Below are 24,925 nucleotides of genomic sequence, written 5' to 3'. Positions count from 1 at the left end.
TAATAAGTACCTAAGCAAAATTAATTACACATATCTAACCACCTCTTGCCTCTTGCCCCTTGCCTCTTGCCTATCTTCACTAGGAAATTAATTTTGCACGACTACTTAAGGGTTTAACTGGTCTAGAGTGTATCAGACTTATCTGAAATGACTATAAATTATGAATTAGGGAGTGGGAATTAGGAATTAGGAAGTGGGTTTTTATACTAAATCTGGTTATTAAAAACTGATTATTTATTTTCCGTTTTGCATGAGTGCCTCTCCTGATATGTAGCCTATACTCAACGGATTTAGTATCATTAGGATACTTCAATCGCAGTAAAATCCACTCGCTGATATAAATCTGTCAGGGATATTTGAAAATCTAGAGAAAACAAAGTTAAAATCGCTTCTTGATGGTGATAATCCCGGAATGCCCAATGATCGCCTCTTTTATGAAACTGTTCTATATAATAACCATATTGATCAATTAAAATATATTCTTCAAAACTATCAAGAGAGCGATAAAATTTAAACTTATCACCCCGATTATAGTCTTGAGTAGATTTTGATAAAACCTCGATAATCACCTGTGGATTGGTAATCGTATCGGTGCGTCCTCTTTCAAGAATTGGTTCCCCTTTAACGATCATAATATCGGGATAGGTGTACACATTATAGGCGGGTATTGCCAAGCGTAGATCGGTGATAAATATATCATAGGCTTGATTCTGGATAGTTAAGGGAAATTTTCTACAGAAATTCAAGGCAATGCGATTATGGTTAGGAGTTCCCCCAGTCATAATAATAATTTCTCCATCTCGATACTCGTGTCTGTCGGTGGCGGTTTCCTCTAGTTGAAAGTATTCTGCGACTGTGTAGCGTTTCTCAGTGGTTGCGACCATATTGCCCCCTTGAAAGCAAAGCTCTGTCTTTATGATAACCTGTTTTCTGAAAAGGTAAGTAGCTGGTTATAATTAAATTAAAAATGGATTTTGCCTTTAATCCCCCCTTGATAAGGGGGGTGTCTGATAATTGTTAACGCCTACCTACTTACAATTATCGGTTTTAATCAGGTGCTGACTGCTGTATAAATATCGAGAGACCTTGTTAACAAGGTCTCTCGAAAGTTGGCGGGATTATTGTTGCTAATTTCCTAATCCGGTTGGGATAATTTGAGGATAGAGCTAGTGACTTTCATGCTTTCTTGATAAAGCACGTCCTGGCCCCAACGCTGTAACTGTTTACCTAGCAGAGTTTCTGTTTTTTGGTCTTCCAGATGGGACACTTGTTCAACCCGGCAAGATTGGGCCCCTCCCGAAGCTTCCATCCGCATACAGCCGGTAGTTCCCGAACAAATTACAGTGCAACAATCAGCCTGAAGATTAGTAGAAGTGAGTTTAATACTAATCAGATCTCCTTGTACTTCACCCCAATCGGCCACGGGAACACCGGCTAATTCCGCCTCAATTAAACGCTGGTCCTGACCGAGGAAGCTAATCCGATGAATAGCGTAATCTCCCGACCGGTGACTATATCCCACCGGTCGCCATTGTAACCGGCTGGCCATCCAACCGAGGAACATAAAAGCTTGGCAAGGATTGCCCTTTTCGTAATCAATAGTGATGCGATCGACTTCCAGAATAGCATCCCGGCGCTCCGGTGGATCAAAAGCCTCGGCGGTTAGTTCTTGCCAAGGAGCGAGACGACTCCAGTTCAGGTCAGCTAATGGTACATCTGTGGCTAATAAATCCCCCACTTGCAGCAGTTCCGTTTCCGGTTCCCGAAAAGTGCTGGAATCGACGATAATCGTATCACATTGACTGGCCAGACGCTTAAATAGTCCATATTCCGCATCCGGACTGGCTTTCCACCAGAGAAATTTGGGCAAACTGGGAATAGTTAACTCGGAAATAATGCCGCCAATTCGTTCCAAGGCTTCCGCTGTACCGCTTAAAGTAACGTATTCACAGCAAACTAAAGTGTTCTGACTACGTTTGTTAACGGGACAATAGGCAGAAACAGAGGCTTTTACCCCTTCATCGGCCTCGGCAGTGGGACAGAGGGTAATAATGCGACAGGGATTGGAGGCAGCGATCGCATCTGCCACTCCAATCGCATCCAAATCGGCGGCGTATTGACGATGATTAGCCCCATCCTCGGCGTTTTTTTCCGCTTCCCAGGCCGCCCTTAACCTGGCGACAAATTCATCGCTAGAATGTCCGGTTACTTCTAGTTCTAGGTCCTTCTGGGCGACTTTGATGGCGGCGTGGGTTCGCGGACCGGCAATACCATCAATCGGGCCGGTGTAATAGCCGAGAAGGGTTAACAATTCCTGTACCGCATCGGGTTCATAGACAATAAAGCTAAAGGTGGTGGCCCGGGTGGCGGCCATACCATCCTCATTATTATTATAGGATTGCCAGATATCGCGCAGTTCCTGCTCGATCACATCGATGGAAACATCTTTCGGTGCTTGCAGGGAGACAATGGGGGGGCTTTGGGTAGTCATGTCAGTTATCAGTTATCAGTTATCAGTTATCAGTTATCAGTTATCAGTTACCAGTTATCAGTTATCAGGTGTGAGTTATCAGTTATCAGTTATCAGTTATCAGTTATCAGATGTGAGTTTTTAGTTTACTGATTACTGTTTACTGCTCACTGATTACTGCTCACTGTTTACTGTTTACTGATTACTGATTACTGTTCACTGTTTTAGAGTCGTCGCCAACGACGGCCATCGCGGTTAAGGAGAAATTCTGCTTCTGTGGGTTCCCAGGTACCCGCTTCGTATTGGGGTACGGATGCGGGATCGGCGGGAGCGTCCCAAGCGGCGAGAGCGGGAGTAACGATGCGCCATGCTTCTTCTACCTCGTCAGAACGGGTAAATAGGGTTTGATCTCCCAGCATAGCGTCTAAAAGTAGCCGATTATAGGCATCAGCGCTGGCAACACCGAAGGAGGAACCATAACTAAAGTCCATTTCTACCGTGCGTGTGCGTAATTCTGACCCCGGCATTTTCGCCTCAAAACGGAGGGCAATACCTTCGTTAGGCTGGATTCGCATACTCAGTACATTTGCATTAGTTTGTTGAGCCGCCGATTGGAAGATTAATAACGGCACATGGCGGAATTGGATGGCAATCTCGGAAACTTTTTTCGGCAGACGTTTACCGGTACGCAGATAGAAAGGGACACCCTGCCAACGCCAGTTATCTACCATTAATTTCATGGCCACGTAGGTGGGGGTGGTCGATTCCGGATTAACCCCCGGTTCTTCCCGATAGCCCGGAATGGGTTTTCCTTTCATCCAACCGGCTTTATACTGGCCGCGGATGGCGGATTTTTCTAGGTTATTAATATCGGCCAAGTGAGTCGCTTGCAGGACTTTGACTTTTTCGCCGCGGACACTATCAGCGTTAATAGCGTTGGGTGCTTCCATCGCCGTCAAGCAGAATAACTGCATCAGGTGATTTTGCACCATATCGCGCAAAGCTCCCGATTTTTCGTAATATCCGGCCCGCTCCTCCACTCCCACGGTTTCGGCCACGGTAATCTGGACGTGATCGATAAATTGACGATTCCAGAGGGGTTCAAAGATAGCGTTAGCAAATCGGAACACCAGCAAGTTTTGGACGGTTTCCTTGCCTAAATAGTGGTCAATGCGATAAACTTGGTTCTCCTGACAAACCTCTTGTACGACTCGATTGAGAACTTGGGCAGAACTGAGGTCTTTGCCAAAGGGTTTTTCGATCACTAAGCGGTGTTTAATCGGGTCTTTCAGCATTCCGGCCGCGCCGAGGTTTTTAAGACCGGGGGGAAAGAAATTAGGAGAGACGGCTAGATAAAAGACTCGATTGCCGCGAGTTCCCCGGATTCCGTCTAGTTCTTCCAGAAAGACTTTCATTTTGGCGTAACTTTCTGGGTCGTCCATGTTGCCGGGGAAATAGTACAACCCTTGGGCGAAGTCTTGCCAATATTCCTCACTGCCAATCCCGTCGGAAAATTCTTCGATGCCTTGGCGCATCTGTTGGCGAAAATAATCATGACTCCACTCTCGGCGCGCTGTACCGACGATGGTTAATTCGGCCGGCAGTCGTCTTTCCCGTTTCAGTTGATAGAGGGCAGGAACCAGTTTTCTTTGGGTTAAGTCTCCTGATGCCCCAAAAATGACTAAGATTAAGGGTTCTGGGGTTCTTTCTTGTCGCAATCCCACTCGGAGAGGATTTTCGAGCAGCTTTACCATAGGATTTTGTCTAGCCGAGGTGCATTATTTTCCAGTCTAGCGGGAATACTCGACGGCATACCTAAAGTAAAAATTAATAACCACAATCAGTAATCAGTAATCAGTAATCAGTGACCAGTAATCAGTAATCAGTCATCGGTCATCGGTCATCAGTCATCAGTAATTGGATAATATCTTTAGGCCTTTTTGAGATCAAAAAGTTCCGGGACTGGGAGTGAGCGGGGGGAAAATTCAGGGAAAAAGTCCCTGAATTTTAGGTAATTGACCACCCAAAAATGGCTGAAACCCGACAACCTACTCCTAGGAAAAACTTTTTGCCGCAAACCCTACTTATTTTTTGGCGGTTTTAACACAATCGAGGGTACGGACGATGGCAGCTGCCGCGTAGTTACGACGGGCGGGATCATTTGGTACAAAAGAACTACCCTGTTCGTTCAAGGGAGAGGCCACACCGCAAAATCCCGACATCTGGGTAATTAAACTGGCGGCCCAATGACCGGAAGTATCGGAAAAATTGACGGGAGTTTTAGTTTGGGCTAAATCGGGGGCTTGTTTTTGCTGAGTTTTCAGGTAGGTGGCGGCCTGTTTGAGAATCGCCATCAATTCGGCCCGGGTGATGGGGTCGGTGGGGCGGAATTCGCCGTTAGCTTTGCCGGCAACAATACCATTAGCCCGGGCCCATTGGATTTTTTTGGCACTCCAGCGCGTCGCTTCTACGTCGTTAAAACTGCCGCTGCCGGGGGGAATATCTTCTAGGTTAATTTTGGTGACAGTTCCCATCCCCTCAATAATCATCGAGACGAATTGTTCCCTGGTGACGGGATTTTCGGGGCGGAAGGTGTTATCTTCTTTAAAACCAGCCACTACCCCAAGCGCGATCGCTTTTTCGATCTCAGTTTTATAGATATCGCCGCTAATATCCTGAAAACTGGCCCCAGAAGTGGGGGGAGGAGTGGTTTCGCTGACGGGAGGTCTGCCGGTGGCTGCGAGAACTTCCGCTTCTTTGCCGCTAAAGTAGAAGTGGCCTAAACTTTTGCCTTGGAAAGTACGACGGCTAAATCTCCAACCCGGTTCGAGGATAATTTTCATAAATCCTGTTTGCATTCCTCGGGTTCTTCCCACCACTAATTCCGGTCTGCGGGCATCCCGGGGAGTTCCCACTAAGTATAATTCGCCATTGCGTTCCACAATACGCAGGATGTAATCTAGCCCAAAATCCCGGCCATCGAGACGGATAGAATAACCATTACTATCGGTGGCGCGGCGACAAATGCCGGTAAAGTCAAAGTTGAGGAGTAGAGGGTCGATCATGACGGGATTTGAGCCGCTTTCGTTCCAACACTTCTGTTTTCCCTGGATTTGTTCCAAGACTAGCAGGTCAAATTTATTACCTCCGTAGGGACGAGCGATCGCTACTACCTGGGTCTGCTCGATGTCCTGTTCGTCAAAGTTGGCCGCTGGTGTGGCAGTTATGCCCAAGGTCATTAGGGCGGTTAGGGCGATCGATAATCTGGCTTTCATAATCTTTAATCTATAAGACGATTTTTGCAGTAAAAATAGACGTGCTAATCCCAACATTCTATGACTGAATGCTTCCGGTCGTTGTTCCAGACTGCGCCGGATTGTTGTCTGTCCGCACAACTTTTCTCTCAATCTTCAATTTCCGACCCTATTTATCCTGGCAATATTCTGATTAAACTGGTGGGGGGATCAATATTCATTCGGTTGGCTGTTGAAACTGGGGAGATTTTGGCGGATTGTCGAAAATTTTAGCCAGCCATTCGAGTCTTAGGCTAAGATGGGTAGAGAGGCTTTTAATTGGCCGCAGCCCTTGACTTCCTCACAGGATTTAAGCCCAATAATTGCCTAAAAAATTGCAATTAATCGATTGAGGGCTATCAGTGCCGCGGTGAATTATCATAGTTCATTAGCTCTGGTGAGCCATTGCCCTTTCTTTGGTGTGTGTGAGGTAGACAATTATGAGTAACTCCCCCGGTGATCCTTCTCCTCGTCCTAATCTTTTTCTGAGTATCGGTCGATTTGTCCGCCGGCCTTCTACTTTAATTGTCGGGGGAATTACTCTCCTAGGAATTACCTCCCTTGGCTATTTTACGACTCGTTATTTAGTTTATGAACGTCTAACCCCAATTTTAGACAATATCTTCAGTGAAATGCTTCACAGACCTGTCAGGGTAGGTAAGATAGAGGGCTTTTATTTTAATCGCATTCGTATCGGTAAATCGGCAATTCCAGCTACGGCCAATTCTGCTGATAGTTTATCTATTGATGCGATCGAATTGGGATTAAATCCGCTGCCCTTACTTTTAGGTCTGCCGCTGCCGGTTGATGTCAAGTTAATTAATCCCAGTATTTATCTCGATCAGGATAAAAATGGTCAATGGCTCGATAATTTAGAAAAAATAGCTAGTAACTTTGATCGGGAGGCACCCATTAGGTTAAATCTGGGTTTTCAGGTGGAGAAGGGAGCTATTACTATCCAACCCTATGCCCTGAAAAAACCGATAGAAATTAAGGCCGATGGTCAAGGAAGATTTATTGATAATCAAAGGCAGCCTCTCACCTACGATTTTAGCGCAGAAATCCTCAAAAGTCAAGTAAAAATTCAAGGAGAAACGGCGTTAAAAACGGGTGAAAGCCTAACTAATCTTCAGATCGACCGTTTAAACTTAAGTCAACTATTAACTTTAATTCCTAATCGCAATTTTCAATTAAATCAAGGACAAGTAAATGCTAATATTGCTCTCAATATTCCCAGTTGGGCAAAGCTAAATCAAAGTCAAGGTAATGGCAATTTTCAGGTGACGGAAGTAGCGGGAAAATTCCAACCCTTCCAGTATCCAATTAAGCTAACTACTAAGTTAAATTTACAGGGAGACAAAGTATTAGTTGAACAGGCGAGCGCAACTATTGGCAAGATTAAAACTGAGGTGAGAGGAGAAGTAAATTGGCAAACTGGTTATCATCTCAATGTCGCTCTAGAATCGGTGGATTTACAACAGCTTTTAAGAATTATTTATCTGCAATCACCTCTAGATTTACGGGGAGAAGCACGCTCTACTTTTCAAGTGACGGGAAAATTAGATCAACCTCTAATTAAAGGAACCGTTAGCAGCAGCAAACCGATTATTTTTGAGCAAATTCCTATTAAATCAATAACCAGTAATTTTCAAACAAATCTCAATAGTCTTAATTTAGATAAAATTAAAATTAAACCCGTCGCAGGTGGAGAAATTAAAGGGGAAGGAAAATTGCAGTTAAATATTCTGCAATCCCTGCAAAAAAATCAACCTCTTGACGGGACAAAAATGCCGATTAATTTGAATTTACAAGCGCATTTTCCCACGAGAAAAATCTTATCTCAATTCGCGACAATTCCCGCTAAAATTAATATAAATGATCTGCAAGCTAATATTAAAGCTAGGGGTAGTTTAGGACTGCCACAATTATTAATTAATTGGCAAATACCCACGGTTAATCAGTCAGGATTACTCAATGTTGCCGGGGAGGGTAAAGTATTTTTAGGGGGCAACAAAATAAATTTAACCGATACGGTCATTAAAACAAATGGCGGCAAACTACAGGTTAATGGTAATGGTGATTTTACCAGCAAATTAGTCCGGGCAAAAATCACGGGCAATAACTTTTTATTGACTCCTTTTGTGCCTCTTGTTTGTCAATATTTAGATAGTATTTGCCCCTACCTAGAAACCTTAGAACCCTTAAATTTAGAGACAGCTAATATTCAATTTAGTGGCAAAATTGACCAACTTAATATTAATACTTTAAACGGAATTGCTAACTTAGGAATTAGCGGTAAACAAGGCACAATTTTCGTCAATAGTCAAGTATTGCAAGGAAATATTCAGGCTAAAGCTGTCTTAGCGGGATTGCCGATTAATTCCCTATTGCCTAACTTATCAACCCAGGTTAAATTAATGCGATCACAGATTAATTTACAAGGTTATTTAGGGGAATTACTAAATAATAAAAATAATATTTTCAGCAGTTGGCAAGGTCAAGGTAATATGCAGTTATTAGTGGATAATAATCCTTTAATTGCCACAGCCAAACTGAATCAAGGTTTCCTGACAGGAACAGTTAATACCAGTGGGATTAGTCTTAATCCTCTGGTGGAAAATTTAACAGTTCCCGTCAGTTTAGGCAGGGCAAAAATTAACTTTGCTGGTAGAATAAATTCTCTGATTAGCGGTACTTTAACGGATTTAAAAACTTGGCGCGGACAAGGAGATATACAGTTATTTGTCAATAGTCAATCTCTAAGAACGACAGCACAACTAGAACAAGGGATTTTAAGTGGTATAGTTAATACGGCTGGCATTAACTTAAATCCGTTTTTACCCAATATAAATATTCCTGTTAGTCTAGGAAAAACCCAAGTCAATTTCACTGGTGCAATCAATAATTTACTAGCGGGAAAAATCCCTAATTTGTCCACCGTCAATGCTAGGGTAAATACTCGGTTGTTAGTGGATAATAATCCGATTAATACTGATATTCAGTTAAACAACGGGATTTTTAATATTCTCAGTAGTTTAGAGAATTTTCAGACTAATATTTCCATACCTTTGAATATTTACCAAACCAGTTTTCAAGCAACAGGAAATGCCCAAACTATTTTCGACTCCCTGCTAGAAAAACGACTCAACTTAAGCAGTATTAAAGCAGTTTTTAACTCTCGTATTAATGTGGCTAAAGGAGAAATTAAAGCTAAGGGACAACTGAATAATAATTTATGGCAAAGTGATATTATTGCCGCTAATCTTAATCCCGCTGCCGTACTAGAACAATTACCAGGAATAAAATCAATCTCGATTCCTCACTTAGATTTTAAGGCCAATTTAGCGGGAAACATTCAAGAAATTTGGCAGGGAGTAACACCGATTCAGGTTAACAATCTTTCGGCACAGTGGGGAGAAAATAGCTTTGATGTGCGCGGAAATATTCTTTTAGCTAATCTTACCAGTCAACCTGATATCGCTGAGGTTAACTTAAATCTACAGGCAAAAACTGACTTTTCTACTATACCCTTAGATCAGATTATATCGCTTTTACCGATCGATCCTCGTTTGAAACCCAGAGAATCGACACTGACAGGGTTCGGAGAATTTCAAGGAAAAATCACAGGAAAAAATCTCTTAACTGCGTGGCAAAAAGTGGGAAATATACAAATCAAAGGAGATATAAATTTAGCTAACTTTAGCATTAATGATCGACCCTTTGAACCTATCTTAAAAGGAAGTATGCAAGCAGGAATCGGTCAAAATATTAGTTTAAATCTGCGGGGAAATCAGGACATTATTGACCTAACTTTCGATCCTTGTCAACAAAATAATTGCCTGCTGCCCTATCTTCCCTTAGGGATAAATATTCGCCAAGCTTTTGGAAATAAAACTCCTTTTTTAGCAACAGCTAAACGAAGCGGAGAAAATTTAAATGTTCAGATTGCCGATTTTCCCCTAGAAATGCTGAAAATATCTCCCACGGCAGCCTACAATATTCCGGGGATTATTGCTGGACAAGTGAATGCTAATCTAGACATCAATTTATTTAACTTACAGGGTGAGGGACAACTAGAGATTAATCGACCTAGTTTAGGTAACTTAATCGGGGAAAAATTAACGGCAAATTTGGTTTATCGGGATTCCATAGTTCAACTGCAAGAAGGTAGTTTACAAGCGGGTGCAAGTCAATATAATCTGCAAGGTTTATTTAATTGGCAAACCCAAGCAATAGAAGCTAAACTGAGGGTAGATCAAGGTTATATTCAAGATTTATTATCAGTTGCTAGTATCTATGATTTAACCAGTTTAATCAACTTTTTCTCCTCAGAGAATAACCCAGCTATTCAACTTAGTCCCCTAGAAGTAGGTAATCCCGAAGCTTCCCTAGCACAACAGGTAAATTTGCGGGCAAAAATTGAAGAAATAATCCAGCAATTAGCAAGGGAAAGAGGGGTAGTCGGGATACCTTCTGAACTAGATTTTCGCGGCAGTTATCAAGCAAATATAGCCTTAACTGGGACTTTAAAAAATCCCGATCTTAGCGTAAAATTTCAGGGCAATAGATGGGAATGGCGCCCCCAAAGACCGACGGTAAATATTGTTAACCCTCTGGGAATTGTCACCACCGATACCCAATTAATTCCGATTGATGAAGTAACAATTAATCTTAACTTAAATCGTCAGTTGCTCAGGATAGAACCGATTAGATTAAAATCACGAGATTCTTCCGTATTTTTAGCGGGTGATTTTTCCCTAAAAAAAGTAGAGGGAACTTTTGCCGTGGAAAATCTTTCTCTCGATCTCTTGAGAAATTTTGTGCAGTTTCCCTTGGATGTATCCGGTAGTCTAAAAACTCAAGGACAAATTACAGGAACCTTATTAAATCCTCGTATTCAGGGTAACTTTGCCTTTATTGATGGTGCAATTAATGCCCAAAATATTAATCAAGATATAATTGGTTTATTTACCTATAATCAGTATCGTTTTGATTTGCGGACAACCTCCTCGGAATCAATCCAACTCTATGCCAGCATTCCCTATCCTCCCTTACCGGGTAATGATCAATTAAAAATCCAAGCAAAATTGGGAACCGATGCAATTAAATTAATTGAAGCTATCAGTCAAAACACCATTGAATGGGTTAACGGTGAGGGAGAGGTAGTTCTTTCAGCGACGGGAAGATTAGATATAAAAGAGGGTTTAAAAATCAAAGATTTAGAAGCAAATGGTATAGTTACTCTCGATAATGCTGCTATCCGCAGTGTTGCTTTTCCAGAGATTTTAACCGTAAATGGCCGCATTGGTCTAACCCCTGAAAGCTTAACAGTAGAGGAATTACAAGGCTCGATCGCTGATAGACAAATTTCTGTGGTGGGAGTTTTACCTTTCTTTCAAGCCATCAAAAATAATCCTAATCCCTTAACAGTTAATATTCAAGAGGGAGATATAGCAATTAATGGTCTTTATCGGGGATTAATTGCTGGGAATGCCCTGGTAACTGGAACAATTCAGCAACCAATTATCGGAGGGAATGTGCGTCTTTCTAGGGGTAAAGTTTTTCTTCCTCGCACCCCAGAAATTAATCAAGAAACGGATAAATCAGTAAGTCGCTGGCTGCAGCCTCTCAACATTCCTCAGACGACCAATATTACTCCAGTTTTAAATAATTTCCAAGTGTCTTTAGCGGGATTATCCATCGAACAAGAACCTTTGTATCAATTTGATTTTAGTGGTGCTTTAACCTTGAACGGTTCGCTCACTTCACTGGAGAAATTACAAACCAATGGAGTGATTAATCTCGATCGGGGACGGGTTAGCTACATCGATACTCGTTTTCTTCTTAACCGACGCAATCAAAATGTTATTGTTTTTGATTCTAGTCGCGGGTTGGGACTTTTTAATCCCTTTGTTGATATTCAACTGCGAACAATTCTCAGCGAATTTTCTCAATCTCGCGATTTTGCCATCTCCCGTCCGGGGGGGGATTTTCCTAGTAATGAAATTCCCGATGATAGTCTGAATCGCATTCAAAGGATCGATGTCACCCTCAGCGTTGAAGGGGAATTAAACCGCTTGCTACCAAATTTAGGCCGTAATATTAATGAAGTGTGCCAAATTCGTCCCAATAGTCCCCCTTTTCCCCTAGAGGAAAACTATACAAATGCAGAATTACAAAAAGCTGCTAATTGTTTACAAGCAGTGGCTTTTGCTAGAGGTGAAGATGAGGGATTGCTTAATACTCCCCTAGTTAAATTAACTAGCACTCCCCCCCGCAGCCAAGGGGAAATCGTTCGACTGTTGGGGGAACAATTGCTGTCGGTTTTTAATGGTTTACAGGGGAAAAACACAGAACAATTAATTCAGTTTGGAGTGGTTCAGTTGGCGATTCCCCTCTTAGCTCAAGGAGTCGTGTATGATGTGGAGAATGCGGTTAGTAATGCGATTGGAGCAACCGATTTTAATATTCTTCCCAATTTGGAAACCGTCTATCGAGTTAATTCCCAGTCTTTTATCCGCTTCTCCTACGATTACAATTTGAATGAGTTTACCGTCCGCTATCAAACTCAATTTTAAGGTAAGATTGAGAGATATAGGAGAGTTCAGAAGTTAGGAGACAAGGCAAAATTAGGTTATACTTCATCTTACTTGATATTCTATGATTATTCGCGAGGCTAAAGAAACAGATTTACCAACAATTATCGAGATTTATAATGCTGCTGTTCCCACTCGCAAGGCAACCGCAGATTTAAAGCCTATTTCCCTCGAAAGTCGGCGAGAATGGTTTAAAAAGCACGATCCTGAACAGTATCCCATTTGGGTAATAGCGATCGAAGGTCGGGTGGTGGGTTGGCTAAGTTTACAGATGTTTTATGGTCGTGTCGCTTACCAAAAAACGGCAGAGGTTAGTTTATATATTTCCCCCGATTATCAAGGTCGTGGAATCGGTAAATTATTAGTAGAATATGCCCTGAATTGCTGTCCGAAATTGGGTATATCTAATCTTATCTGTATTATTTTTGCCCACAATCAGGCCAGTATTCGTCTCTTTGAAAAATTCGGCTTTCAACGATGGGGTTATTTACCCCAAATTGCCGCTCTAGACGATTTTCTGGCTGATGTAGTCATTTTAGGGAAAAAAGTCGCTTAAATAGGCAATTCTCCCCATAGCTAGACTAAATTCTAGACTTAATTGAATATCAGCATTTTCTGGTTCGCCTAGAGATGATTTCTGGGTGAGAGAAAAGAGATAGTCTTCATGGCCCTTCCTTACTCTTTATGCTAAATTAACACACAAAATGCCAAGACAACATACTTCTAATACTAAATCCTGTTTAAAAGGTTTAGGGAAGTAGCGGAGCATCGAAGTAGATAAATCGATTAGGTTAAGCTCTGTATCGAGAGCATCCCAGATATCCTATACTTAAGTAGGTAGGTATTAAAAACTTTCAGATCCCCCCGCCTATCGGCACCCCCCTTATCAAGGGGGGCAGGGGGGATCAAACCTAAAATCTATTTTTAATTTAATTATAACCAGCTACTTAAGTTTCCAACTCCTGTTCCCTCTATTTAACCATGAATAATTTTAAAATACTGCTCATCGGTTACGGTAATACTTTAAGAAATGATGACGGAGTGGGAGTGAGAATAGCCGAAATTATCGCCCAGGAGAATTTGCCTAATGTGCAAGTCATCGCTACCCATCAATTGACTCCTGAGTTAGCGGCGGATATAGCTGATGCTTCCCTAGTTATTTTTGTTGATGCAGTATTATCTAATCAAACCGGTATCTGGATAGAAAAATTAGCGGCAGTTACCGAATGGAATAATTTAGGTCATGCAGAAAGTCCCGCTTCTTTATTAGCATTAACTCAAGCAATTTATCAACAAACTCCCAGGGCCTGGGGAATATTTATTCCTGCTATTAATTGTGAATTTGGTGAAGAATTATCAACAATAACTCAAAAGGGCTTGACAAATGCGATTAAAGCTATTAGTAAAATTATTACTTCTGAGGATTTGACTGAATACCAAAAGCAGGACTTTGATAATCTTCCGGCAGATAATTTTCAGGAATAGTGCTGTGATTGCCATCCCGGAGAGCCTTGTAGTGAGGAGACATAATTTCGATACCGACTTCGTTACATTTATCCTGAATATTTTGGTGTAATTCAGAATAAATATACACCATTTTGTTAGGATGATCGGTGTAGGCATTTAGCTGATAGCTGACATAAAAATCATCGAGACTGGTTTGCAAGACAAAAGGAGCAGGTTCTGAGACAATAAATTGGGTGGCTAAGGCTGCTTCTTTCAGGGTTGCGTGAACCTTACGCCAAGGTAAATCATAACCGAGAGTGACTGTGGTTTGCAAAATTAAAGGCTGTTTGAATTCCCTTTGAGAGACACTAAAGTTAATCACATTAGTGTTTAACAGCGATGAATTAGGAATCGTGATAATTCTATTAGCTGGTGTGCGAATACGGGTGACTAATAATCCTTTTTCAATCACATCTCCAATAACATCACCAATAGAAATTTTATCTCCTAGTTGAAAAGAGCGGGTATAGATGAGGATAATTCCCCCCACCACGTTAGCAATAGCAGAGGTGGAACCCAAGGAAAATAGTACCCCTAAAAATACCGACACCCCCTGAAAAGCAGGAGAATTAAATCCGGGTAGATAGGGAAAAGCGATGACTATAGCTAAGGCAATTATCAGCAGTGACAGTAAATTATAGGTTGGTTTTGCCCAATCGGGATAGAAACCATTAATTACTAAATTTTCTCTTTCCAATCCAGTGAAAAATGGTTTAATTGCTCTCAACAGATAGTGAGTTATAAAAATAATTAGCAGTATGATAAAAATACTGGGTAAATATTTTGCTATCTCTTGGGAAACAACTTCTAAAGCACTAAAAAAGTATTGCAGAAAACCATCACCAAATTTTCTAGTCCAGGGAAAAAGACGAAGGACAAAAGTTAAATAAAAATAGAGAATAGTTAAAATAATTAGAGTGCGGATAAATTGCAAAACTCTTAGGGAAAAAATTCCTATTGTCTGGGAACTAATAATCTCAAAATTTTGGAATACGACCCCAGGAACTAGGGAGGTGATTAACCTCTGAATCTGGGGAAAAACCCGCGAAGATATAAAAATTATTACCCAGAAAATTAAGACCGTGGCCAAGGTAGCACTTACCGTCAAAACTGCATCTTTTAAGAGGTTATCCGGTTGACGTTCTTGACGATAACGGACAATGGCCGCTTTAATCTTTGCTAAAGCTCGTTCGGCCAATACTTCTTGACTGACCGCCTGTAATTTGGCATCTTTAGAAGTAATAGTAGCAATAACCGTATCTCCCAAAATAATCGAAGGGTTTTTGTCTTCAGGATCAATTTTTATAGTTAAATCTTCAGGAGAAAGAGCATCGTCATCGGCAATTTTTTCAATTCTGTCTGTAATCGATTTCGCTCTTTCTTGCGCTGAAAAAGAACCTATTCCCTGCCGAATCGTAAAAAGTTCTTGATTATCAAGCATGACGGGAAAAACTTCTCCCAAAGTTTCCAGGGGTGTTTCCTGTCCCTGTTTAGCAGGATTATTCTGGGCTGCTATCATGAAGATAGGGGATAAAGTCAGTAACAAAACTAAACTAAACAGTCCTAGGTAACGCCAGATTTTTTTCATCTTCTAAGCCACAATTGTACAGGAGCGATCGAGTTTAATACCTCTTTTTTTCATCGTAGCATGGAATAGTTCTGTGGATAACACCTGTTCCACGGGATAAATCCCAGCTTTTTGGAGTTTTGCCGCTAAGATTAATTCTGCCACGCTGCCAGTTCCCCAGCCGGCTGCTTGAGCAGTATTCTCGTGAACCATAGTTGCTTGATAAACTGCTTTTTGCTGCCCTTGCCATCCGGCCACTTTTGCCAACATTGCCACCCCAATTCCCGAAAATTTATCGGTTACTTCTGTCATGCGATAACTAACTTGGGAAAAAAACTCAATTCCCCGATAACTTTCTACCCAAGCATCGGGAAAAATATGGGCAGTAATCCAAGTTAAATGATTATAAAAATCGGGAATAGAACCAAATTTTGTAATCACATTTTGCACTGGAAAAGATTCGGCAAAAGTATAGGTTTCTGGCATATCAAACCAATAAACACCAGTTTTACCCAAAGGAGCGGGAAAGTCAATTACTTCCCTGGCAGTATAGGGTTTAATCTCTTGCCATTTTCCCTCAATCCAAGCTAAAAAAGGCTTTTTTAAACCGAGAAAAGTTGTCCGCATCACAGTTAATCCCGCACCTCCTGAACCGGCTACGGCATAATTTAAACGGATCGTTTCTACCCTATCTAAGTGTTCCACTCCCTCCCGCACTATACTATTAGAAATACCAGGAAAAATTCCCGTATTAACCACGGCAGTTATTCCCGCTTTTATCGCTAATTCTCGATAGGGAATTAACTTTTGATAAAAAGAACGATGATCACTAACATCAATATAATTGACTTTTTCTTCGATGCAAATTTTTACTACCCTGCCATCGCGATAATGAAAGGGACCGGCACAATGAATAACTAAATCACTCTTTTTAATTGCCTGTCTAAGCTTGTCTATTTCTTCTAAATCCAAAGCCAAAAACTGCATTCTTGGCAGTAATTTAATCGCTTTTTCCTTGCGTCCTGTGATAATAACTTTAGCTGAAGTATGATTAATAATATCTAGGGCGACACTTTGACCAATGCGACCGGTGCCACCTAAAATTAAAACAGTTTTTTCCATGGCAACTATCAATAATATTTGTTGCCCTAGTATAGCATCCTCTTGGCAATTTTGCCTATTTTACAAGATGAAAAATTGAGAATAATCCCAACTTATTTAATGCGTCCGAGGGGCAAGAAAATAGTTAAAATCTCACCTTCTTCGGGTTTTTCACGCACAATCAATTTACCTCCCAAAGCTTGAAAAAGGTTTTTAGTCACCTTCATATTCAGACTTAAACTACCGGTTTCTGGTTGAAACATTAGGACTTTTCCCAAAGCTTTGAGGGTAAGATTAGGTGATTTTATTTGAGTTTGAAACTGCATTTTTAATTGATTTCCTGCCGTTGATATATGTACTTGCAACAGTCCACCACTAGCCATACTGCGAGTACATTTTTCCACGACTCCATTTAACATTTGATCCAATAAATTCGGGTCGCTAATTACCGAAGGCAATTTTTTCGGTACATTAACTTCTAAATTGACATTGCGCCGTTTAGCCTGTTTTTGCCACCGAGGAATACTATCTTGAAAGACTTTTTCTAGAGCAATTGGAATTAATTGAATTGGTTTATCTCCCAGAGGATTAATACCCAATTCTGCGGCTCGGAAAATTAATTCCATGCGCTGAATTTGTTCACTACATTCTAAATCGATTGTTTCTAAATATTTTTCTACATCTTCCGTTACTTTGGCCCGTTTTAACAATAATCTGGTAATGGTGCGAATGGTGGTTAAAGGGGTGCGAATTTCGTGGGTTAAAGCGCGCAATAATTCCAAATCACAACCCGATTCTAAATTAGAATTATCTTCCTTTGGCGGAGTGATTTCGGCATTGATAGGCGATTTCGTTTTTTTCAGGTCTAAATTAGGCTGGTTGGGTAAATTTTGCAGTAATTGGCGACTAAATTGGCTAACTAGACGATAATCCGGCGAGGGACTGCCATTAGCCTCGATAATTGCCTCTAAAGTCTCGATTTGCGGATAACGCAGATTAACTAATCGTTGCCGCAACTGCTGCCAAGCTTGCTGAGTGAGGACGGGATCAAAGGAAAATTGAAAAGAGGACAAACCCCACTGATCCTCGCCTAAAACCAGCAAAAGAGCGAAACTTTCGCTAAAAACCAGACAAAATCTTTCATTAGCAATCGGATCCGTTGGCAAGAGAGGCAATTCATGAATCTCTGTCGGGGAAATATCGGCGGCGGATTTTTCCTGAGAAGGCAATTGCAAACCCAGCCATTGTAAATGTTTTAAAGCTTTAACGGTAAAAACACCGAATTTAAAACCCGTTAAAGCCTTGCTTTCTCTGACTAAAGCCGTCGGACCGGAGAGAATTAAACCCCGACTGGCGGCATTATTTGGGTTTTGTAATAAGATATTTTCTAAAGATGCGATCGCTGCGAACCATTCACTTTCCGCTTTCAGTTGCGAGCGCTTGAGCCATTCCGATAAATTAGGATAAAAAGCATTGGGGGTGAAAGTTTCCCGGTCCTGATGGTCAGTCGGCGGGAAAATATCGCTTAATTTCGGTAAAGACCCCTTTAACATCGTCTTCATCACTGACTAGATACAAATTCCTTACCTAGAATATTACCCCCGTTAATGCCCATCCCATAACGGTAAAACCGAACTCTATTGGCAGTGATATCCGCGTTTTGATAACAGTTATCTTAATGGTGAGGTACAAAGTTTTGCTTTTGGGGAGTCGGTCGTCGATAGCAAATTAGGTGGCTCTTCTGGTTTCTGTGTGGAAACGAGGTCTATACTGATAGTCTCTTCGACAAAATAGTCCTAAAAGTGTTACCCGATAAGTATTTCACGATTCCATAAGCAAAAATTATCACACAAAGTCGAGAAGAGCCATTAGGTTACACTTCGTCTTGATCGGAAAGGCTGTCAATCGGCTTAATGATTTGTAATATAGGTTAGTCCAGTTGATTACCTATGCTGGTTGTGGGTTTAGTAGCTCAATTCAACCTCGATAAGTCTAATATTTAACTACACCTCCCGACTTATGTGTTTTTTTGTTACATTTAAGTATTTTTTTTGTTTATCTATGGTTATCATAGTAGAGCGAGTTAAATTGTTCCCAAATGATTTCCCTAACTAACCGATCTTTGCTCCCAAACCCTTTGTCCTTGACATTACGTCAATAGGAGGAACCATCGGCTCTTGGTTTGCCTGTTTAAGTGTTGCTTTCAAGCTAGGTAAACAGTTGAGTAGTGGTAACTTTCGAGCAATAGTTGGGTTTGGTTATTGACTATATTTCGCCGTGAGCAAATTCTGAGAATTAATCAGAACTAAGTGCGCTTGTCTGTCTTCCGAACCCGTCGATGCTGCGGATTTGAGGTTCATTTATCCTTTGTCTGAGAGAGAGTAAAAAATATGCTGCACATTCATATTCTTCAGGATACGTTTTTCAAGTCTTCCACAGCTTTTTCTGAAACCCTCAATAGTGGGCAAAAATCCTTAATCAAAGCGGGAACTAAACTGCCAATTAAATCTTATTTTCGCCAAAATAATCATTATTCTGTCAAGTTAGCCGCAGAACAAGGTTCAGTGGGGAAAGCGGGATTTTTCTTTGATGATCATGTACAAGTAGAAGAAATACGGGGCGTTTGGCTCACCAATGTTGACAGTGATATTCTCAAGTCTAAAGATAACCTAAAAGCTGGGTTGGAAAAACTTAAAAATTTAGGATTTAATACTCTTTATCTAGTAGTTTGGAACAAAGGCTATGTGTTTTTTCAATCACAAATTGCTGATAATGTTTTCACTGCCGATAAGGAAAAACTCAAAAAAGTCAACCTTGAAAAAGAGTTAGTCGGTAGAGATCTACTAGCAGAAATCATTGAGATTAATCAGACAGAAAAGTATAACTTTCGGATTATTGCCTGGTTTGAATATGGTTTAATGGTTCCCCCAGCTGCTCCCTTATTTGCCCAAAAACCAGATTGGTTTATGCTTACTCATCAACAGAAAAATACCGTTGATGGTGATGGAAATTGCCGCTTAAATCCCGCTCATCCTGAAGTTAAAGATTTTTGGGTTAGTCTTATTCGTGAAGTAGTTAAAAACTATGAAATTGATGGTATTCAATTAGATGATCACTTCGCTATTCATCACGCAAAATTCTTGCCTAATGGTACTAAAAATTTTGATTTTAGCATGGGGTTTGAATCCTTTACTATCAAACTTTTTCAAGAGGAAACTGGTTCAGTTAGTCCCTTAAGTAATCCCCAATTAGCGAAATTTAAAGATTGGCGTAAGGAGAAGTTAACTCAGTTAGTGCGATTGATTTTTAAAACCATTAAAGAGGAAAAAGACGATTGTATTCTCTCCATTTCTCCCAATCCTTTAGGATTTTCTGTTGATCATGCTTTAGCTGATTGGGAAGCATGGGAAAAGGAAGGATTAATTGAAGAACTGGCATTGCAAACTTATCGTGGAGATGTCCAGAGTTTTGAGAGAGAAATCGATAAATCAGAGGTAAAAGCAGCGCGAGAACATATTCCCACCGTCATCGGTATTCTCACAGGTTTAAAACCCAGTGATAGACGAGTAAATTTCCAATTAATTCAAGCACAAACTCAGGAGACTCGTGAGCGAGATTTTGCTGGTTTTGCCTATTTTTTCTATAGCAGTTTATTAGACCATATTCCCACCACAGAAACCGTGGCTGACAGGGAGAAGAAATTGGCTCAAATTCTTGCTACCGATCAATTTGTTTAATTTATTCTTTGAGATTCAAAATTATCCATAAAAGGAGCTAAATTCATGACTCAATCTTCTCTTTCAAAAACTAAAAAGTTGGATGAATGATCCTTGAAATGCAGTTTTTTCAGCCTTGGGTATTGCCACAGGAACTAAGCTATTTCATGGCTTGCCCGCTTTAGTCTCTGATACGCTAAAAGCTACAAGGAGTCAAGTTAATGGTTAAGAAAAATAATTGATTGTATTGCTATTCTAAAGCTTAATTTAGAATAGCATTATTGCTGCCAAACTTTCTAGTAAAAATTGCTATAAAACAATAGTAAATTTTTGTAAAAATATGATTTTTATTAGTTCAATTGAGGTAGAGTATATTCAGAGAAATTGATCAATAAATAAACATTAAAGAAACTGGAGGTATACAGATGAAATTTGGGATTGATATGGGTCATAATTGCCCACCTCATGACATTGGCGCATCGGGAGTTAGACAGGAAGATGTTGTCATTAAAGAGGTGGGTACTCGGCTAATTGCTAAATTAGCCGCAGCGGGTCATTCAGTAATTAACTGCACCCCGACCAGTGCCGTTAGTCTTAATGATTCTTTGCGAAAAAGAGCCAATAAAGCCAATAGTAATAACGTTGATATTTTTGTTTCTATTCACTTTAATGCCTTTCAACTCACCACCAAGGCAATGGGATCGGAGGTTTATGGTATTAGTCAAACTTCTCAAGCGATCGCTAAATCAGTTTTGACGGAAATTGTCAAGCTAGGATTTAAAAATAGAGGAGTAAAAAATACCCGTTTTTCTGTGTTGGTAAATACTTCAATGCCAGCAATTTTAATTGAATGTTGCTTTGTGGATTCCCAAGCAGACATGGATCTTTTTGATGCAGAAAAGATGGCAGAAGCGATTAAAGTTGGTTTAATTGGGGATGCTGATGACAACTCCACACCAGAGCCAGCTACCCTAAGAATTACTCAAAAAACTGTTCTTAAACCCTCCACAGAACAATCCTCTGAATTAGAGGCAAGTACTTTAGTTGAGATTGAACCGGGAGATTATGCCGTGTTCGATGTGCGCTTGGAAGAAAGACATTTTTGGGTGAAATGGCCTGATAAAAGTCAGGCTAATCGAGATGAACATTTCATTTTTGAGGAATTTGCCAAGTTCGTGCAATAGACAGAAATTTCTCGATATATTTCTCAAAATAAAGGGAAATATATCAGGGAAATAATTAATTCTCTACCGCTCACAGGAGAAAGCAATGGCTTTACTAGATGACTTAGTTCAACGATATGCTCAAGCTGATTTGTCCATAATTTTTCGAGAAGTTGACGCTACCAATAATCGGCAAGTTAACTTAACTGCAATTCCTCCCGATCATTTTAGTCATTTAAAAGAAGTTTCTCTCGCTCAATGGCTATTAGAGTCCGCCAGAGCCACCAGTAAACTAGCCGAGGAACAGAAAAACTTCGCCGGTTTAAAATGGCGCAACGAAATGACTCCCTTTGCTACTCCTAAATCGATTAAAGTACCTTCTGAATCGGAAGCGATGGACTTTTGTTTATTCACGGATATTGACAATTTTCTGCGAGGTTATTGGAAATTTTTAACCCGTGAACCCTATAAAGGATTAGAAGAAAATACTCAAACTCCTGAAAACTTTATCGGTTTTATTCAAAGTAAAGGCTTTGCTGCAGATATAAGTTATGTAAGCAAAGTGTTAAAACTTGTTCCCGAAGCGAGGACTTTACTAGCAAAAGCCAACGGAATTGTTATTCCACCACTCCCTGATACCTTACAAGTAACCAGTTTTCCCAAGGAAGTGGAAGTGGGACAAAGTTTTCGGATTGAAGGAACCGCCGCCGCTGCCGACAAAGGCAAAAAACTCACCGTTTTAATTGATAATCAATTCCCCCTAGATGATATTAAAATAGAAGAAGGAGGAGAATGGAAAGCCGAATTTGTCTTCTTACAAGCAGGCGATCGCATTGTTAAAATAGCCATTGATAATCAAAGTGTAGAAATCAAAATCAAGGCTTCTCCACCGAAGGCAACAGGTGCAGTTACCCTGAATTTAACGGGAAGTGTCGGATTAGGAGGAATCAACCGAACAGCCGATAAGATTGCGGTTAAACAGCGATTACATTCCCTCGGCTATACTTTTGTCGGTGATCCTAATAGTGCAGCCTTGAATACAGGTTTCATTCTTGCTATTAAATTATTTCAATCGATTATTGCAGGGAGAGAAACTCTAGGTGGAGATGGACGAATAGATGTGGACAATACCACTCAGAAATGGTTAGAAGCGGCCAATGCACCTCGTTGGCAAACCATGCCCGATAGTAATCCTTCTATTAGCTTAATTAATCATGAGAAAAATCAAACCAATGATGATCATGATTTTGGAACAAGTTGGTTAGCAGATGCCATCTTAGAAATTGCTGCTGACTATCATAATACATTCCGAGTTTCTAATCCTAGTAGTGCCGCTTTTTCTATTAATGATGTTAGTAAACCCACAGGAGGAGACACCCCCCAACACGCAGGCCATGAAACGGGTTTAATGTGTGATGTAAGGCTTCCGCGCACGGATGGACAACATGGCGGAATGACTTGGGAAAGTGACAATTTTGACCGAACCGCAGCACGCGCTCTGATTAAAGCCATGCGACGACAAAAACTGGTTAGTCAAGTGTTTTTTAATGATGCGACCCTGAAAGATGAAACTTTTTTGGGACAAAAACTATGCAATTTTGCTCCTGGTCATGATAACCACATTCACTTTGCTATTCGCCCTCCCGTGAGAGCTTAGTTTAATTGATTAAATAACCAGATAATTCAATAATTGAGAGGTAAAAACTATGGGAATTGTACCGACAGCATGGATGCCTAACTGTTCGATGAAAAGAATCATTATTCACTGGACAGCAGGGGGACATAAAGCATCTAGCAACGATAAATCTCATTATCATATTTTAATCGAAGATGATGGTAAGTTAGTGCGAGGAACTCACTCAATTAAAGATAATGTTTCTACCGCAGATAATGTTTATGCGGCTCATACGGCACTGTTTGGTACGGGTTCAATCGGAGTTAGCGTCTGTTGTATGAGTGGTGCGGTGGAAAAACCATTTAAAGAAGGAAGTTTTCCGATGACACAAACCCAATGGAAAACCATGGCGCAGGTAGTAGCAGAACTATGTGATTTTTACGATATTGAAGTAACAGCTAAAACCGTTTTAGGTCATGGAGAAGTAGAACGTGAGTTTCCTAATAAACCCCAACGCGGAAAATGGGATCCAATGGTTTTACCCTGGGATACATCTTTAAGTAAAAGACAGGTGGGAGATCAATTTAGAACCCTAGTCAAAACCAAATTAACGGGCGTTTCTGGTTTAGTGGAAACTCCGGCTAGTATCACAGCAGTTGTTCAAGGAAAACCCTTCCGAGAAGCGCAGATATTTAATGAAAAAAGTATCGTCAAGATTCGTCCTTTGCTAGATACTTTTAATTGGCAAATTATTACTGCCAATGATCAAGAAGTGATGGAATTAAAATTTGCTGATGGAGAAGAAGCAAAATCCTTAGGATTTTTGCTGATTGAACACAGCAATAAACCGATGGATATTACCGATGGAACTAGCCAACAAGAAATCATCAAGAAAATTGAACAATTCGGCTTTGTGAAAATAGTAGATTTGGCACAAGCACTAAATCTTTCTGTAACTTGGGATGGCACAACTCGGACAGTAACAATTGAGTAAAGATCGATAACATCAGGAGATGATTTTATGCAAACCTACACGATTAAATCGGGAGATACCCTCAGAGGAATTGCTTTAAAATTTTATGGTGATGCTTCAAAATTTGTGGTAATTCAAGAAGCCAATGATATTGCCAATCCTAATCAAATTTCCGTGGGACAAGTTTTAGAAATTCCCGAGCTTGCCGATGACAATGACAATAATCCCCTAAAAGATTTTCATCGGGCTTTTCCTAATAGTGTACGCTGGCGATTGGCAGAAGATGGAGTGGAAATTGAAGGTAGCGGCATTGAGCGAACCAGTGGTCAACCGGCGACTGCTACTAAAATTTGGAATAATTTTTCTGATGAAATTAATCAATGGTCAAAACATTTTAATGTGCCAGCAGTAATTATTATTGCCACCATTGCCACAGAATCGAACGGAAAAGCAGACGCTATCCGCAAAGAACCGGGTTATGTATCTGATTCTATCACCCCTCATTTGATCAGTGTTGGCTTAATGCAAACATTAATTTCTACGGCCAGAGGTACATTACATAATTCAACCATCGATCGAGATGACTTAAAAAATGCCAGTATTTCTATTAAAGCAGGAACGTCATTTATTGCCGATCAACGCTTGAAAACTTTGTTAGATCCGCCCAAAGTTGCCTGTGCTTATAATGCTGGTTCTCTATTTGAAAACAAAAATTCCAATAATCGTTGGCGAATGCGTCAATTTCCCATTGGTACTTCCGCACATTGCGATCGCTTTATTAAATTCTTTAACGATGCAGTCTTTGTTTTGCAAGGAACCACCACACCTGTTAGCGTCGGCTATCAACAATTTTATCTAGCTTGATTTCCTTGGCTTTCTTGGGGTTCTGATCATCAATTCAGTTTGCAGCCCTCAAGAATCAATT

Annotated in this window: 15 protein-coding genes; 8 read left to right on the top strand and 7 right to left on the bottom strand. The window is 40.5% G+C overall.

The features are described 5' to 3' along the window. Window positions 1-299: 299 nt before the first annotated feature. The 4 genes from IM450_RS12510 to IM450_RS12495 all read right to left on the bottom strand — a co-directional run bounded on the left by IM450_RS12510 (window position 300) and on the right by IM450_RS12495 (window position 5,745). The gene (locus tag IM450_RS12510; RefSeq protein WP_287670183.1) at window positions 300-884 is read right to left on the bottom strand and encodes a Uma2 family endonuclease; all 585 of its coding nucleotides are present in this window, start codon (window positions 882-884) and stop codon (window positions 300-302) included. A 251-nt stretch (window positions 885-1,135) separates the two neighbouring features. After that, a complete protein-coding gene (opcA, locus tag IM450_RS12505; protein WP_002802730.1) occupies window positions 1,136-2,491 on the bottom strand; it encodes a glucose-6-phosphate dehydrogenase assembly protein OpcA in 1,356 nt (451 codons plus the stop codon). 203 nt (window positions 2,492-2,694) lie between these two features. After that, entirely contained in the window at window positions 2,695-4,224 is a 1,530-nt protein-coding gene (gene zwf / locus IM450_RS12500; RefSeq protein WP_002802729.1) for a glucose-6-phosphate dehydrogenase, read from the bottom strand. A 330-nt stretch (window positions 4,225-4,554) separates the two neighbouring features. Continuing rightward, complete coding sequence (locus IM450_RS12495; protein ID WP_287670180.1) at window positions 4,555-5,745, bottom strand: DUF3747 domain-containing protein; 1,191 nt, start codon at window positions 5,743-5,745, stop codon at window positions 4,555-4,557. Window positions 5,746-6,203: 458 nt separating this feature from the next. On the opposite strand from IM450_RS12495, the gene IM450_RS12490 reads away from it, so the two are divergent. The 3 genes from IM450_RS12490 (at window position 6,204) to IM450_RS12480 (ending at window position 13,844) form a co-directional block, all read left to right on the top strand. Then, on the top strand, window positions 6,204-12,341 hold the full coding sequence (locus IM450_RS12490; RefSeq protein ID WP_287670178.1) for a translocation/assembly module TamB domain-containing protein: 6,138 nt from the start codon (window positions 6,204-6,206) through the stop codon (window positions 12,339-12,341). Between the two features lie 82 nt (window positions 12,342-12,423). After that, the gene (locus tag IM450_RS12485; protein ID WP_002735254.1) at window positions 12,424-12,915 is read left to right on the top strand and encodes a GNAT family N-acetyltransferase; all 492 of its coding nucleotides are present in this window, start codon (window positions 12,424-12,426) and stop codon (window positions 12,913-12,915) included. A gap of 425 nt (window positions 12,916-13,340) precedes the next feature. Then, a complete protein-coding gene (locus tag IM450_RS12480) occupies window positions 13,341-13,844 on the top strand; it encodes a hydrogenase maturation protease (protein WP_287670175.1) in 504 nt (167 codons plus the stop codon). On the opposite strand, the gene IM450_RS12475 is transcribed toward IM450_RS12480, so the two are convergent. The 3 genes from IM450_RS12475 to IM450_RS12465 form a co-directional block, all read right to left on the bottom strand. Beyond that, window positions 13,771-15,453, bottom strand: a complete 1,683-nt coding sequence (locus IM450_RS12475; protein ID WP_002776141.1) for a mechanosensitive ion channel family protein — start codon at window positions 15,451-15,453, stop codon at window positions 13,771-13,773. The two genes, IM450_RS12480 and IM450_RS12475, sit on opposite strands and share 74 nt — an antisense overlap. A gap of 3 nt (window positions 15,454-15,456) precedes the next feature. Further along, complete coding sequence (locus IM450_RS12470; protein WP_002776142.1) at window positions 15,457-16,554, bottom strand: saccharopine dehydrogenase family protein; 1,098 nt, start codon at window positions 16,552-16,554, stop codon at window positions 15,457-15,459. 92 nt (window positions 16,555-16,646) lie between these two features. Then, window positions 16,647-18,086, bottom strand: coding sequence for a sensor histidine kinase (locus IM450_RS12465; RefSeq protein WP_002736280.1), 1,440 nt, complete (start codon window positions 18,084-18,086; stop codon window positions 16,647-16,649). A gap of 837 nt (window positions 18,087-18,923) precedes the next feature. Here IM450_RS12465 and IM450_RS12460 point away from each other — a divergent pair. The 5 genes from IM450_RS12460 to IM450_RS12440 all read left to right on the top strand — a co-directional run bounded on the left by IM450_RS12460 (window position 18,924) and on the right by IM450_RS12440 (window position 24,864). Next, a complete protein-coding gene (locus IM450_RS12460) occupies window positions 18,924-20,270 on the top strand; it encodes a glycoside hydrolase family 10 protein (RefSeq protein WP_287670171.1) in 1,347 nt (448 codons plus the stop codon). Between the two features lie 404 nt (window positions 20,271-20,674). After that, window positions 20,675-21,433, top strand: a complete 759-nt coding sequence (locus IM450_RS12455) for an N-acetylmuramoyl-L-alanine amidase (RefSeq protein WP_287670169.1) — start codon at window positions 20,675-20,677, stop codon at window positions 21,431-21,433. Window positions 21,434-21,518: 85 nt separating this feature from the next. Then, a complete protein-coding gene (locus tag IM450_RS12450) occupies window positions 21,519-23,069 on the top strand; it encodes a glucosaminidase domain-containing protein (RefSeq protein WP_002776145.1) in 1,551 nt (516 codons plus the stop codon). A 49-nt stretch (window positions 23,070-23,118) separates the two neighbouring features. Further along, on the top strand, window positions 23,119-24,021 hold the full coding sequence (locus IM450_RS12445; protein ID WP_002750573.1) for an N-acetylmuramoyl-L-alanine amidase: 903 nt from the start codon (window positions 23,119-23,121) through the stop codon (window positions 24,019-24,021). Between the two features lie 27 nt (window positions 24,022-24,048). Next, window positions 24,049-24,864 carry a LysM peptidoglycan-binding domain-containing protein gene (locus IM450_RS12440; protein WP_002776147.1) on the top strand — a complete coding sequence of 272 codons (816 nt, stop codon included), beginning with the start codon at window positions 24,049-24,051 and terminating at the stop codon, window positions 24,862-24,864. The last annotated feature ends 61 nt before the right edge of the window (window positions 24,865-24,925 follow it).

The organism is Microcystis sp. M083S1, assembly GCF_020246405.1.
GTDB classification, from domain to species: domain Bacteria; phylum Cyanobacteriota; class Cyanobacteriia; order Cyanobacteriales; family Microcystaceae; genus Microcystis; species Microcystis aeruginosa_C.
Note: the sequence above shows the minus strand (reverse complement) of the source record. Positions and strands in the feature narration are given on the sequence as shown.

Coding starts and splice junctions, on each gene's coding strand:
- IM450_RS12450 (WP_002776145.1), top strand. CDS start 21,519: ATGGCTTTACTAGATGACTTAGTTCAACGATATGCTCAAGCTGATTTG.
- IM450_RS12445 (WP_002750573.1), top strand. CDS start 23,119: ATGGGAATTGTACCGACAGCATGGATGCCTAACTGTTCGATGAAAAGA.
- IM450_RS12470 (WP_002776142.1), bottom strand. CDS start 16,554: ATGGAAAAAACTGTTTTAATTTTAGGTGGCACCGGTCGCATTGGTCAA.
- IM450_RS12485 (WP_002735254.1), top strand. CDS start 12,424: ATGATTATTCGCGAGGCTAAAGAAACAGATTTACCAACAATTATCGAG.
- IM450_RS12455 (WP_287670169.1), top strand. CDS start 20,675: ATGAAATTTGGGATTGATATGGGTCATAATTGCCCACCTCATGACATT.
- IM450_RS12495 (WP_287670180.1), bottom strand. CDS start 5,745: ATGAAAGCCAGATTATCGATCGCCCTAACCGCCCTAATGACCTTGGGC.
- IM450_RS12465 (WP_002736280.1), bottom strand. CDS start 18,086: ATGTTAAAGGGGTCTTTACCGAAATTAAGCGATATTTTCCCGCCGACT.
- IM450_RS12440 (WP_002776147.1), top strand. CDS start 24,049: ATGCAAACCTACACGATTAAATCGGGAGATACCCTCAGAGGAATTGCT.
- zwf (WP_002802729.1), bottom strand. CDS start 4,224: ATGGTAAAGCTGCTCGAAAATCCTCTCCGAGTGGGATTGCGACAAGAA.
- IM450_RS12480 (WP_287670175.1), top strand. CDS start 13,341: ATGAATAATTTTAAAATACTGCTCATCGGTTACGGTAATACTTTAAGA.
- IM450_RS12475 (WP_002776141.1), bottom strand. CDS start 15,453: ATGAAAAAAATCTGGCGTTACCTAGGACTGTTTAGTTTAGTTTTGTTA.
- IM450_RS12460 (WP_287670171.1), top strand. CDS start 18,924: ATGCTGCACATTCATATTCTTCAGGATACGTTTTTCAAGTCTTCCACA.
- IM450_RS12510 (WP_287670183.1), bottom strand. CDS start 884: ATGGTCGCAACCACTGAGAAACGCTACACAGTCGCAGAATACTTTCAA.
- opcA (WP_002802730.1), bottom strand. CDS start 2,491: ATGACTACCCAAAGCCCCCCCATTGTCTCCCTGCAAGCACCGAAAGAT.
- IM450_RS12490 (WP_287670178.1), top strand. CDS start 6,204: ATGAGTAACTCCCCCGGTGATCCTTCTCCTCGTCCTAATCTTTTTCTG.